12 protein-coding genes are annotated in these 13,214 nt (G+C 62.7%); 3 read left to right on the top strand and 9 right to left on the bottom strand.

Annotation, left to right across the window (positions count from 1 at the left end):
• Nucleotides 1–106: 106 nt before the first annotated feature.
• The 3 genes from speE to hemE all read right to left on the bottom strand — a co-directional run bounded on the left by speE (nt 107) and on the right by hemE (nt 2,851).
• Nucleotides 107–970 (bottom strand): polyamine aminopropyltransferase, encoded by an 864-nt coding sequence (gene speE / locus U0O11_RS00280; protein WP_043331591.1) that lies wholly within the window; start codon nt 968–970, stop codon nt 107–109.
• Between the two features lie 287 nt (nt 971–1,257).
• The gene (locus U0O11_RS00275) at nt 1,258–1,644 is read right to left on the bottom strand and encodes a VanZ family protein (protein ID WP_052384300.1); all 387 of its coding nucleotides are present in this window, start codon (nt 1,642–1,644) and stop codon (nt 1,258–1,260) included.
• Nucleotides 1,645–1,753: 109 nt separating this feature from the next.
• Nucleotides 1,754–2,851 carry a uroporphyrinogen decarboxylase gene (gene hemE / locus U0O11_RS00270; RefSeq protein ID WP_043331592.1) on the bottom strand — a complete coding sequence of 366 codons (1,098 nt, stop codon included), beginning with the start codon at nt 2,849–2,851 and terminating at the stop codon, nt 1,754–1,756.
• A gap of 324 nt (nt 2,852–3,175) precedes the next feature.
• Between hemE and ribA the strand changes: the two genes are divergently transcribed.
• Nucleotides 3,176–3,811, top strand: a complete 636-nt coding sequence (gene ribA / locus U0O11_RS00265; RefSeq protein WP_324691010.1) for a GTP cyclohydrolase II — start codon at nt 3,176–3,178, stop codon at nt 3,809–3,811.
• A gap of 134 nt (nt 3,812–3,945) precedes the next feature.
• The gene (gene trhA, locus U0O11_RS00260; protein WP_324691008.1) at nt 3,946–4,755 is read left to right on the top strand and encodes a PAQR family membrane homeostasis protein TrhA; all 810 of its coding nucleotides are present in this window, start codon (nt 3,946–3,948) and stop codon (nt 4,753–4,755) included.
• A gap of 158 nt (nt 4,756–4,913) precedes the next feature.
• Here trhA and U0O11_RS00255 read toward each other — a convergent pair whose 3' ends face one another.
• The 5 genes from U0O11_RS00255 to xseB form a co-directional block, all read right to left on the bottom strand.
• Nucleotides 4,914–6,215, bottom strand: a complete 1,302-nt coding sequence (locus U0O11_RS00255) for a DUF4172 domain-containing protein (protein WP_324691006.1) — start codon at nt 6,213–6,215, stop codon at nt 4,914–4,916.
• A 690-nt stretch (nt 6,216–6,905) separates the two neighbouring features.
• The gene (locus U0O11_RS00250) at nt 6,906–7,535 is read right to left on the bottom strand and encodes a glutathione S-transferase family protein (protein ID WP_324691004.1); all 630 of its coding nucleotides are present in this window, start codon (nt 7,533–7,535) and stop codon (nt 6,906–6,908) included.
• 239 nt (nt 7,536–7,774) lie between these two features.
• Nucleotides 7,775–9,697 (bottom strand): 1-deoxy-D-xylulose-5-phosphate synthase, encoded by a 1,923-nt coding sequence (gene dxs, locus U0O11_RS00245; protein WP_324691002.1) that lies wholly within the window; start codon nt 9,695–9,697, stop codon nt 7,775–7,777.
• Nucleotides 9,698–9,709: 12 nt separating this feature from the next.
• The gene (locus U0O11_RS00240; protein ID WP_054556401.1) at nt 9,710–10,642 is read right to left on the bottom strand and encodes a polyprenyl synthetase family protein; all 933 of its coding nucleotides are present in this window, start codon (nt 10,640–10,642) and stop codon (nt 9,710–9,712) included.
• On the bottom strand, nt 10,642–10,926 hold the full coding sequence (gene xseB / locus U0O11_RS00235) for an exodeoxyribonuclease VII small subunit (RefSeq protein ID WP_043331600.1): 285 nt from the start codon (nt 10,924–10,926) through the stop codon (nt 10,642–10,644). Before xseB ends, U0O11_RS00240 begins: the two co-directional genes overlap by 1 nt.
• A 321-nt stretch (nt 10,927–11,247) precedes the next feature.
• On the opposite strand from xseB, the gene serA reads away from it, so the two are divergent.
• Nucleotides 11,248–12,498 carry a phosphoglycerate dehydrogenase gene (gene serA, locus U0O11_RS00230; protein WP_324691000.1) on the top strand — a complete coding sequence of 417 codons (1,251 nt, stop codon included), beginning with the start codon at nt 11,248–11,250 and terminating at the stop codon, nt 12,496–12,498.
• Between the two features lie 288 nt (nt 12,499–12,786).
• Here serA and U0O11_RS00225 read toward each other — a convergent pair whose 3' ends face one another.
• On the bottom strand, nt 12,787–12,972 hold the full coding sequence (locus U0O11_RS00225) for a tautomerase family protein (RefSeq protein ID WP_043331603.1): 186 nt from the start codon (nt 12,970–12,972) through the stop codon (nt 12,787–12,789).
• Nucleotides 12,973–13,214: the final 242 nt, after the last annotated feature.

Here is a 13,214-nt window from a genome sequence, read left to right as displayed (position 1 = left end):
AGATTGCGACCAATGTCTCGGTCTGCCTGACTCAACGCTTGTTCATCCCGTCAGGCACGTTTTCGTGCCTGATGGGACTCCCTTGCCACCGCAAGGTGCATGCAGATCACTTCTCCAGCAGGCGCTGCATGAAGGGCGGCAGCACCAGGGCGGCGCGATGGCCTTCGACGGTATAGAAGTCACGCGCGAAGGTGGCGGCAGCGGCATCTTCCTCGCGGAAGGACTTCACGTCACAGCCCTTGCCCGCCAGGGTGCAGCTCCACCAGCCGGACGGATACACCGGCTGCGGGAACGGCAGGGTCGCGACGCTATCAAAGCCCGCTTCGCCCATGTCGTTGCGCAGGTCCTTGATGATGGAGTCGGTGTGATAGAGCGGGGACTCGCTCTGCTGCACCATCAGGCCGCCCTGCTTGAGGATACGATGGCAGCGCTTGAGGAAGTCGGTCTTGAACAGACCTTCCGCCGGGCCGACCGGGTCGGTGGAATCGACGATCAGCACGTCGATGCTCTCGTCCGGGCAGTTGTCGACCCACTTGACGCCATCCTCGAACAGCAGCTCGGCGCGCGGGTCGTCATTGGACTCGACCAGCGCCGGGAAGAATTGCTCGGAGGCACGCGTGACCGCCGGATCGATATCGATCTGGGTGACCTTCTCCACGCCCGGGTGCTTGAGCACCTCACGCAGGGTGCCGCAATCGCCACCGCCGATGATGACGACACGCTTGGGGTCTGCATGAGCGAACAGCGCCGGATGCGACATCATCTCGTGATAGAGGAAGTTGTCACGGTCAGTCAGCATCACGCAGCCGTCCAGCACCATCAGGTTGCCGTAGGTCTCGGTGGCATAGACTTCGAGGTGCTGATAAGGGGTCTGCTCGTCATGCAGCTTGTGGCTGACCTTGAGCGAGAAGGCGCTGCCGTGGCGATCGAAGATTTCGGTAAACCAGGAGCCATCGAGACGTTCGGTCATGGGGGACCCTCGCATTGGATATCACAGACGGGATATCAAGGTATGGATAGAGACGGCACGATGGCCATCGGAAATTGCGCCAATCAGCACTGCGCCAGCGTCAGGCCGGCAGTTCACGGCCCGCATGACGACCACGCGGCGTGATGTCGTGATACGCGACATGCCGGGCAAGCGCCAACATGGCGCAGGCGCTGCACCATAGCCAAAGACGGCCGGAGTGGAAAGTGTTGATGCATGACAATTTCAGACAGGCCGCGTATCGATGACACGCGGCCCGGGGGAGAGGCTCAGCGAGAGGCCGGCCCGAGGCGGACCAGATGCAGAATCAGCCTGACGCACTGGAACACTCCCAGCCCGATGAGGATGCCGGCGAGGTCCGCCAGCGCATCCAGCACCTCAGCGCCGCGATAGGGAATCGCCAGCTGCAGACATTCGATGGCGACGCCCAGCAGCAGCAGGACCGGCAGGATGATCAAGCTGGTCAAGCCCGCCAGCCGTGTGGTCAGCGCTAGCAACGCGAAGGCGGAGAAATGCTGCAGCTTGTCCCAAGGGAAGGTCTGCTCCGGATGCGGCACGCCCGGGGAGAGCGTGCCGAACAGGATCAGCAACAGGCACAGCAGCGCCACGAATGCCCAACCGCGGCGCGGGATGAGACGCTGCTCGACCGGTGTCATGCTGACACCCCCGCTGGCCGGCGCCCTTCTGCTTGCTGCCCTGCCGCTTGCCACCTTCTATAGGCAGCAACAGGGGTGGCAACAGAGAAGGCCATGAAGGGCTCTTCCATCAGCCGCGGGCGACCGGTGTCGCATTGGCGGCGTCATCCTGATGGTAGGCCGGGCTCAGCTCGTGCAGCGCGTCCATCAGGGCATTGACGTTGCCCGGGTCGGTGAACTGGCTGATGCCGTGACCGAGGTTGAAGATGTGGCCCGGGCCTTGGCCGTAGCTGTCGAGGATACGCCCGACTTCGGCACGGATGGCGGCCGGCGTACCGAACAGCGCATTCGGGTCCAGGTTGCCCTGCAGGGCCACACGATGGCCGACACGCTCACGCGCATTGGACATCTCGGTGGTCCAGTCGAGGCCGACGGCATCACAGCCGGTGGCGGCGATGTGTTCGAGCCACTGGCCACCATTCTTGGTGAACAGGATCACCGGCACACGGTTGCCTTCGCTGTCCGGCTTGAGGCCAGCGACGATCTGCTCCATGTAGCGCAGCGAGAACTCGAGGTAGGCCGGCGTGGACAGGGTGCCGCCCCAGGTATCGAAGATCTGCACCGCCTGAGCACCCGCGGCAATCTGGGCGTTCAGGTAGTCGGTGACGGCCTGCGCGAGGGTGTCGAGCAACTGATGCATGGCTTCCGGATTGGAATACATCAGGCCTTTCACGTGACGGAAGTCCTTGCTGGAACCGCCCTCGACCATATAAGTGGCCAGTGTCCACGGGCTGCCGGAGAAACCGATCAGCGGCACGCGGCCGTTCAGCTCACGGCGGATGGTGGACACGGCACGCATGACGTAATCGAGATCACGCTCAACATTCGGCACGCTCAGCGCCGCGATTTCCTCGGCAGTCCGCACTGTCTTGCGGAATTTCGGGCCTTCGCCAGTCTCGAAGTAAAGGCCCAGCCCCATGGCATCCGGGATGGTCAGGATGTCGGAGAACAGGATGGCGGCATCCAGCGGGAAGCGCTCCAGCGGCTGCAGCGTCACCTCGCAGGCACGCGCGGTGTCCATGCACAGGTCCATGAAGCCACCGGCCTGACCGCGGACTTCGCGATATTCCGGCAGATAGCGGCCAGCCTGGCGCATCATCCAGACGGGAGTACGGTCGACCGGCTGACGGGCCAGCGCGCGCAGGAAGCGATCATTCTTCAAGGTCATCGGAATCACACATCAGCTCGGGGAATGTCTCGGCATTCTATCAGAGCCTGAGAAAAATCCCGCCCATCGTGGCGATGCAACAAATGCATTGGCAAATCGCCCCGCCTTTATAGTCCCTTTGCTGGCGTCATCCGGCCATTGTGGTGGTGGCGGCAACAACGCTTTTCCATACAGAGCGATGAGTCATCGGCCACAGACTGGTAAACTCGCCACATGACTGCATGCTGGCCGCCGGTATCTCGAGCGACTCATCGAGACATTGCCGGACCACCGCATGCCCGCGCTTTTTCAGCCCGGCGATTGTCCGGGCGTTCGAGGTGAACAGTGACCATTCGATTCATCGCCGCCTCGCGGCTGCCAACGCCCTGGGCGACCTTCACCATGCACGGTTTCGAGGATGAGACCACCGGCAAGGACCACATCGCCCTGACCCTGGGCGACATCGATGACGGTGCGCCGGTGCTGGGCCGCGTGCATTCCGAGTGCCTGACCGGCGACGCCCTCTTCTCGATGCGCTGTGACTGCGGCTTTCAGCTGCAGGAAGCGCTCAAGCGCATTGCCGCCGAAGGCCGCGGCGTGCTGCTCTATCTGCGTCAGGAAGGCCGCGGCATCGGTCTGCTCAACAAGATTCGCGCCTATGAGCTGCAGGATGGCGGCGCCGATACCGTCGAAGCCAATGAGCGCCTCGGCTTCGGGGCTGACATGCGCCGCTACGATATCTGTGTGCCGATGCTGGAGCATCTCGGCGTCAGCACTCTCAAGCTGATGACCAACAACCCGCGCAAGGTCGATGCCCTGACCCGTGATGGTGTCACCATCAGTGAGCGCCAGCCGATCACCACCGGCCTGAATCCGCACAACGAGCACTATCTCTCGACCAAGGCGGGCAAGCTGGGCCACATGATGGCACTGGACGATTTCACCCAGGCAAGCGACGTGGATATCGAGCGCAGCGAGTAGCCACGCAAAGGGGGGCCTGATTGGCTCCCCCTTCCTTATATAGGCAGATTGACTGGCTGGCGCAGCGAGCGTGACATGACGACGTCACCCGCCAGGGAGTAGGCTGGAGTCGAACCCGCGCCGGAGACATCGCCATGCGCAAAGACTCAACGGCTGCATCATCACAGCCTTCTTCATCGCAACCTCAGTCATCACAGCCTTCGTCAACACGGCCCGCCTCGACACCTCCTCAGGCATCCCCCTCTTCCAGCACATCGCCTGTCGATGACGCGAATTCACGCGACACCTCCGCGACGCCTGCTCTCTATACCCGGCTGGAGGAATGGCTGCACAGCGCCAGCCACGGCATCGGCGCCGTCATGGGCCTCGTCGGCATGATCGTGCTGATCGTGATGGCCAGCCTCGCCGCCGAAGTCGACCCCTGGAAGATCGTCAGCGTCAGCCTCTACGGCCTGACCCTGGTAGTGCTGTATGCGGCCTCGACGCTCTATCACGGTATCCGTCACCCACGCCTGAAATATGCCTTCCAGCTGCTGGATCACTGCGCCATCTATCTACTGATCGCCGGCACCTATACACCCTTCCTGCTGGTCAATCTTCGCGGCCCGACCGGCTGGACGCTGTTCGCCATCATCTGGTCGCTCGCGCTGGGCGGCATCTTCCTCAAGCTGCGCTGGCCTGAACGCTTCAGCGCCCTGCGCGTGAGCGTCTATCTGCTGATGGGCTGGTTGATCGTGTTCGCCTCGCCGATGCTGGTCGAGAAGCTCTCCGAGACGGGGCTCATCCTGCTGGTCGCCGGCGGCATCACCTATACCCTGGGCGTGATCTTCTTTCTGATGACGCGCCTGCGCTATCACCACGCCATCTGGCACCTGTTCGTGCTTGGCGGCAGTACCTGCCACTTCTTCGCTATCTATACCGCAGTGCTGCCGTATTCCGTATGACGTGATCGGGGCCGCCACGCTGGCCGGCGCTCTTGAGCACACCGGCTTGAGAACACAGGTTTGAGAACACGGCACTGAGAACACCGGCAAGCCACCTCAAAAAAGCGGGAAGGGTCATGACGACCCTTCCCGCTTTTTTTCGCGATTTTTTTGACGCTTCAGGGCTCGTCTCCCACAGGGCTATCTCCCTGAGGGGCGAAGACCGGCAAGCGATACCGGGTACCGCGCCCGACACCGTAACTTTCCAGTACCTGCTTGGCGGTCAGGTCGGCGAGATCGCGGGCGGCGGTAGGGTCGGAGGTATCGACCAGGGCGCGGTATTCGGCGCGCCCCACGCCCTCTTCGTCATCTCGCTCCAACAATGTCAGTACCAGCTCGCGCTGGCGGGCATTCAGCGGCGTACGCGCGTGCTCCAGCCACAGTCGCTCGGCACGCTGGACGCGCTGGTAATGGAAGGCCGTCCGACGACCGGCGTCGCGCAGACGCAAAAGCCACCACTCGGCCCAGACATTCATGTCACCGGGCGCTGCATCCTCCACCTCACCATTGAGCGCGCGGTCCAGCTGCGGCGGCAGCTGATGGCCGCTGGCCGAGGTCTGGGGCTTGCCGAGATAACGCTGCTCCAGCTCGCGCAATTCATCCTGATGCTCGAGCACCACCGAGAACAGCGCCTGGCGGCGCCAGCAGAGTTGCTCCAGCGCTTCCGGCTCCCAGCGCTCGGCGACCTTGCCGACAAACTCGCCCTGCTGCTGCAACGCGGCCAGGGCATCGATTCGTGTCAGCCAGCGCATCAGCAGCAAGCGCCCGATCAAGCCGTTGCCCAAGGCCAGCGGTGCGAGCGCCTGCCAGTGCGCATGCAGCTGCAGGGCATTCAACACCCCTGAGTTATCCACATCCGGTTCTTCCGTCGCCAGACGCTGCCAGAAGACATCCAGCTCCCGGTCCAGCGCATCGGGGTTCTCCGCCGGGGCGCGATAACGCAAGCGCTTGAGACCGTAACGGCCGCTGACCGCTTCGTAGCGCGCCTCGCGCCATGCACCGAGTGGCTGACCACTGCTGCGCGGCAGGAAAGGCCCCAGACGCCGATGCCACTCGAGCACCTGTTGGCGGGTCAGCGGCTGGAATGCCGTGCGCACGACTTCCAGCGTCACATCCACGAAGACGTCGACGCCAGGTGCCGGCCCGCGCGGTGACTCCTGATGGCCGGACTCCAGCCCCAGCGCCTGATACAGCGCATCACGCAACGCCGCCCGCCCGAGCACCACGCCGGACAGCTGGGCACTGGCTTCCATCTCTTCGCTGAGGAGCGTCGCCTCGAGACGCAGGCGTTGTCGGGGATAGAGATTCTGCCCCTGAGCGACCAGCGGCGACATCACCGCCTGGGTCGCCGCCAACTGCCCCATCAAGGGCATGACCTCCAACCGCCCCCGTGGCCAGTCAGGCTGCTGCCAGATCCACATAAGTTGTTATTCCCATTGAGGTTTTCACCAACATCTTATCAAAAAGATCCGCAATAAACCACATATCGAATCAATTAATGATTCGCAAAACAGGAAAGATGCGATCATCGCTTTTGATTTGATCGATATCATGTCATAAAAATCTAATAAACCTCTCAACCCCATGATTTTCATCGGATATGTCGCTACTCACATCGCATGAGTGCTGCCCTCGACCTCATCACGATCAACACTTGACCACCATTACGAAAACAACCAATTACCGAATCATTAATAGATACGCAAAAGATTCAACAACGCATCATTAACCACCGGATGCCTGAAACCCGCCCTCGATCGAGGGCCTGCCTCGCGCTGCCCTGCCTCGAACTGACCTGTCTCGAACTGGCCTGCCTCTAACCGACCTGAGTCAGCCCGCCACCAGCAGCCTGGGACCCGCCCCAGACGATTGACGCCCCAGACGATTGACGCCGCTGAACGAGCAAGGCGACCTCTCAACCTCGTCAGGCGCCCTGCAAGCGTCTCTGAGGCCCAGAAACGCAAAAGGCACCACCCTGATATCAGGATGGCGCCTCGTGGCGTGTGCGCGCTCTCAGCGCGCTCTCATGGCTTTACTACAGGATATGCAGGACAGGTCAGCCCGTCAGCTTGGCCTGTGGCGGCGTTCGATGAGGTTTCCGGCAACAGGGCTCAGTGTTGCTGACGCTCCTCGGCGGCCTGTTGCTCGCGCTGGCGGGCCCGCTCGCAGGCAGGACGCGCCCGCACCTCTTCGCCCCAGTGCTCAAGCACGGCCGGCAGAGGTTGCCCGGCCATCTTCGCCCAGCTGAGGGTCTGGGCGAGAAAGATATCGGCGACACTGAATTCATCGGCCACCAGCCAGCCCTGGCCATCGAAGCGGCGCTGAAGTGCCTTGAGAGCACGCTGGAATTCCCATTGGGCTGTCTGCTTGATGGCATCACAGCGCTGGTCCTCCGGCAGGGCGAAGGTGTGCTTGGCCAATGTCCACAGCGGCTGCTCAAGCTCGGTGGTCAGGAAACTGAGCCATTGATCCATCTGGGCCTGCCCGGCCAGCGATTGTGGCAGCAGGCGCCCTTCTCGCGCCGCCAGGTAGCGACAGATGGCACTGGACTCGAACAGGGCCAGCTCACCATCCACCAGGGCTGGTGCCTTGCCATCGGGATGAATGGCCAGATATTCAGGGCTGTGCCCCTCACCGGCCTTCAGATCCAGACTATGAATCCGGTATTCAAGCCCCAGTTCCTCGAGCGTCCAGGCGACCCGCAGCGAGCGGGAATTCGGATAGCTGTAGAGAGTCAACATGGTCGGGCGCACTCCGTGGCGTTGCGGTGGTGACTGGCGCAGGTGAAGGCTTTCGCGCCAGCCAGGCCCTGGCTGCTTGAGCAGAGGGCTTGATGGTCATCCAGCATGGGCGGGAAGTCGCGGAGTTTCCATGCATCCTTCGCCGTCTCGCCGCAGGCAGTCACGCAACGAAAAACGCCTGTGGACAACTCGAACTCTCGAGTCATCCACAGGCGTTTCGGTATTGCATGCCACCAGGATCAGCTGCCGAGGCGAGCCTCGATACTGGCGCGGATGCCGGCGGCATCCAGACCGCAGTCACGCAGCAGCTCGACCGGCTTGCCATGCTCGACGAAGCCATCCGGCAGCCCCAGCAGCAACATGGGTTGAGCCAGTCCCGCGTTCAGGTAGAGCTCGGCCACGCCGGCTCCCGCGCCACCCGCGATGGCATTCTCTTCGACGGTCACGACCAGGTCGTGCTCCGCGGCGATCTCGAGCAATGCCTCGCGGTCCAGCGGCTTGATGGAGCGCAGATTGAAGTGGGTCGCGTCCAGCGCCTCGGCGACCTCGGCCACCGGCGTGTTCATGCTGCCCACGGCGACGATGGCGACACGCATCTCGGGGCTGCCACTGATACGACGACGGTATTCCCCCTGGCCGATCGCCATTGGCGTCAGGTCGGCATCGGTGGCCACCCCCGGCCCGGTACCGCGCGGATAGCGCACCGCGGCAGGCCCGGGGTGGGCCAGTGCCGCGCTCAGCATGCCACGGCACTCGGCTTCATCGGCCGGCGCCATCAGCACCAGCTCCGGCACGCAGCGCAGGAATGACATGTCCAGGCTGCCGTGATGCGTCGGGCCGTCTTCGCCGACCAGACCGGCACGGTCGATGGCAAAGGTCACGTCCAGTTTCTGCACCGCGACATCGTGGATCAGCTGATCATAGCCACGCTGCAGGAAGGTGGAATAGATCGCCACCACCGGCTTCATGCCCTCACAGGCCATGCCCGCTGCAACTGTCACCGCGTGCTGCTCCGCGATGGCGACATCGTAGTAGCGATCAGGATATTCCTTCGAGAAACGCACCAGATCCGAGCCTTCCCGCATGGCCGGCGTGATGCCGATGACGCGCGCATCCGCGGCGGCGGCGTCACACAGCCAGTTGCCGAAGACGCTGCAGTATTTCTGCGGCTTGGGAGCCGGTGCGTCGGTGACGGCAGGTGCCTGCTCGGCTGCCTGAGGCGCGGCCTTCTCGAGCTTGGTGATGGCGTGATAACCGATCGGGTCACGCTCCGCCGGCAGGAAGCCCTTGCCCTTGCGCGTCACCACATGCAGGAACTGCGGGCCATCCAGATCACGCATGTTGCGCAACGTCTGCACCAGCGCCGGCAGGTCATGGCCGTCGATGGGGCCGATGTAGTTGAAGCCCATCTCCTCGAACAGCGTCGCCGGGCTGATGAAGCCCTTCATGTGCTCTTCGGTACGCTTGGCAAGCTCCAGCGCACCCGGCAAGGGCGACAGCAGTCGCTTGCCGTTGGCGCGCATCTGGGTATACGGCTTGCTGGCCAGAATACGTGCCAGATAGCTTGCCAGGCCGCCGACGTTCTCGGAGATCGACATCTCGTTGTCGTTGAGCACGACCAGCATATTGGCCTTTACGTGCCCGGCATGCGCCAGTGCCTCGAACGCCATGCCAGCCGTCAGGGCGCCATCGCCGATCACCGCACAGGCACGCCGTGACTCACCCGCCGTGCGGGCGCCGAGCGCCATGCCCAGCGCCGCACTGATCGAGGTGCTGGAATGGCCCACCCCGAAGGTGTCGAACTCGCTCTCGGCACGCTTGGGGAAGGCAGACAGGCCGTTGTACTGGCGCATGCTGTACATGGCTTCACGACGGCCGGTCAGAATCTTGTGCGGATAGGCCTGATGACCCACGTCCCACACCAGACGGTCATGGGGCGTTTCCAGCGCATGATGGAGGGCCACGGTCAGCTCGACCACACCGAGCCCGGCACCGAAGTGCCCGCCGGTACAGCCGACGCTGTAAAGCAGGTAGGCGCGCAGTTCGTCAGCCAATTGGCGCAGCTGTGCCGCGCTCATGGCGCGCAGCGCTTGAGGTGTCTCGACCGCATCGAGCAGTGGCGTCGCGGGGCGCGCCTGAGGTATCTCGTCAAACAGCTTCATAGGCGTCAGGAATCAGTGGTCTCGCTCGATCATGTAGCGCGCCAGCACCGCGAGTGGCTCTGCGGCCTCTCCCAACGGTGCCAGGGCATCCAGGGCCTCTTGCAGTAGCTGACCTGCTCGCTCTTGAGCACCTTCGAGTCCAAGCAGCGAGGGATAGGTCGGCTTGTCGCGCGCAGCGTCAGCACCGGCCGTCTTGCCAAGCGTTGCGGTGTCGCCCGTCACGTCCAGGATGTCATCCTGGATCTGGAAGGCCAGGCCGATAGCCGAAGCGTAGCGCTCCAGGGCAGCAAGACGCGAATCCTGCTCGTCGACTGCCACCAATCCGCCCAGACGGACCGCGGCGCGAATCAGCGCGCCGGTCTTGTAGGCATGCATGCGTGACAGCGCCTCTACCTCGCGGAACTGCCCGACCGCCTCGAGATCCAGCGCCTGACCGGCCACCATGCCGCGCCGCCCGGAGGCCTCGGCCAGGGTACGCACCAGGGCAGGTGTCCGTACATGGCCGGTCGTCGCCATCACTTCGAAGGAGAGCGTCAACAGGGCATCGCCCGCGAGAATGGCAGTCGCCTCATCGAAGGCACGATGCACGGTGGGACGGCCGCGACGCAGGTCGTCATCGTCCATGGCCGGCAGGTCATCATGGACCAGCGAATAGGCATGCACCAATTCGAGCGCCGCTGCCGCCGCGTCCAGCGCAGCGCGGTCAGCGGCCTCTTCATCGCAGCCCAGGGCACGACCCACCGCATACAGCAGCACGGGGCGCAGACGCTTGCCGCCACCCAGCACGCTGTAGCGCATGGCGTCCTCGAGACGCTCACTCACCGCCGCACTGCCGGGAGTCAACAACGCCTCAAGCACGGCCTCACTGCGCGCCTGTCCAGAGCGGATCAGCTCGCTGGCCTGCGATGCAGTCGGCGTGACTTGCGTATTCAATCCACCTGACATCACCAGTCCTTCTCCTCGTCCGCTTCACCCGCCATGCTGCCTGCGGCATCGGGCGCCGTAAACGCCGTGGGCGTCAGCGCTCCCTCCGGGCCTTCCACCAATGCCTGCAGGCGCAACTCGGCGCTGTCGAGCCGCTGCTGCGCCTCGCGCGCCAGGCTCACGCCCTCTTCAAAAGCGCCCAGTGACGCTTCCAGCGACATGTCGCCAGCCTCGAGCCGCGTCACCAACCCTTCAAGACGGGCCAGGGTGGCGGCGAAATCCTGTGGCACTTCCTTTTCGGCCATGGGTGCTCTCGCTCATCCGACCGGGCGGGCCCGGTGTCTCTGTGTGGAGCGCCAGTATAACCCGAAGGGCTTCACGACGCTGCCCACCCCCTGCGCTCGGAGGAAGAGTCACATCAAACGGCTGTGCTGTGAATTTTTCATGCCCGGCACGCGGACATTTCATCCGGAGGCCCCGTCGGCTGTGATATTCTTTGCTCCCCTGTTGACAGCACGCCCCACTGTTTCTCTGGCATTTTCTTGAGGTGTGACACGCCAGCAGGTCATGAAAAAGACCAAACGAACAGAAACGCCGGCATGACCGGCGAGAGGGTTGATCCGACAATGGCCAAGACGTCCCTGGACAAGAGCAAGATCAAGATTCTATTGCTCGAGGGTGTCCACCAATCCGCCGTGGATAATTTCCTCAACGCGGGTTACACCAACATCGAACTGCTTCAGACCTCGCTGGCCGAGGAAGAACTGATCGAGAAGATCCGCGATGTGCACTTCATCGGCATTCGTTCCCGCACTCAGCTCAACGAGCGCGTGATCTCCGCTGCCGAGAAGCTCACCGCCATCGGCTGCTTCTGCATCGGCACCAACCAGGTCGACCTGGAAGCCGCACTGAAGCGCGGTATTCCCGTGTTCAACGCGCCCTACTCCAACACTCGCTCGGTCGCCGAGCTGGTACTGGCCGAAGCCATCATGCTGATGCGCGGCGTGCCGGAGAAGAGCGCCAAGGCACATCGTGGCCAGTGGATGAAATCCGCCAAGAACAGCCATGAAGTCCGCGGCAAGACGCTGGGCATCGTGGGCTACGGCAGCATCGGCTCCCAGCTGTCCGTGCTCAGCGAATCCCTGGGCCTGGACGTCATCTACTACGATGCCGTCACCAAGCTCGGCATGGGCAATGCCCGTCAGGTGGCAAGCCTGGAAGAGCTGCTGGCGCGCGCTGACATCGTCACACTGCATGTGCCGGAAATCCCCTCCACCAAGTGGATGATGGGCAAGCAGCAGTTCGCGCTGATGAAGCAGAGCAGCGTCTTCATCAATGCGGCACGCGGCACCACCGTCGTCATCGAAGACCTGGCCGAAGCCCTCTCCAGCGGCAAGCTGCTGGGCGCCGCCATCGACGTCTTCCCGGTAGAGCCGAAAGGTAACGGCGAAGAGTTCGTGTCTCCGCTGCGCGAGTTCGACAATGTCATCCTGACGCCGCACGTCGGTGGCTCCACCATGGAGGCCCAGGAAAACATCGGTGTCGAAGTCGCCGAGAAGCTGGTGACCTACTCCGACAACGGCACCACCATCGGCTCGGTCAACTTCCCGGAAGTCGCCCTGCCGGCGCACCCGGAAAAGCACCGTCTGTTGCATATCCACGACAACGTCCCGGGCGTGCTGTCACGCATCAACCAGGTGCTGTCCGAGGAAGGCATCAACATCTCTGGCCAGTACCTGCAGACCAACAACACGGTCGGCTATGTGGTCATCGATGTCGACAAGGCCTACGGCAAGAAAGCGCTCGAAGCGCTCAAGACCGTCGACCATACCCTGCGTATCCGGACCCTCTACTCGGAAGCTGATTTCGAGAACTGAGTCCGTGCTCTGCTTCATGGCCGTGGAGCAGAGGGCAGGCAAATGAAAACGCCGCAGCCAGAAATGGCTGCGGCGTTTTTGTTCCGGCTTACCAGGCGTGTTGCTCGTCCCGTGCCTTGCGTCCCACTCCCCTCTGTCATGCCTCCGTCATGCCTCAGCCGGTTTTCCATATACTGGCAATGCCGGGCCAAGACCAGGGGCATGTTTCACGTGGAACATCTTGATGCCTCGCAAAACACCCTCTGAATCAGATAGTTGAGAACAAGTGGCCAGTTGAAACTTCTTCTCTTAGCGCTCTGACAATGGCGTGCCAGCGACGGCCCAGTTTTCCGGCTCCACTTCCTGCAGCACCACCCAGACGGACTGCTCACGCACACCCAGCACGCGAGCCGTCTCGCGAGTCAACGCCTCCACCAGCTCCCGCTTCTGTTCCTGTGTCTTGCCCGTCAGAAATTCCGCACGAATCATTGGCATGGTTTTCTCTCCTTGTTGTTCAGATCTTTTTTAGCGTGTGCCTGGCCAGCCTCGACTCGCTATTGCCACAGCCGCCTTATGACGCTGCGGACAATGTTCCACGTGAAACAACTGCCGGCAGCAAAGAGCGCAGCCCAGCGATGTCGCTCTGCGGCATAGGCTGGTAAAGAAATTGGCTGCTTTACGAAAAAGCAGCCAATTCTCTCCATACGTCATCCAAAAAATCGCTTGGCTATCAGTCT

Origin of the sequence: Cobetia sp. D5, from assembly GCF_035666195.1 — a bacterium.
GTDB lineage: Bacteria > Pseudomonadota > Gammaproteobacteria > Pseudomonadales > Halomonadaceae > Cobetia > Cobetia amphilecti.
Note: the sequence above shows the minus strand (reverse complement) of the source record. Positions and strands in the feature narration are given on the sequence as shown.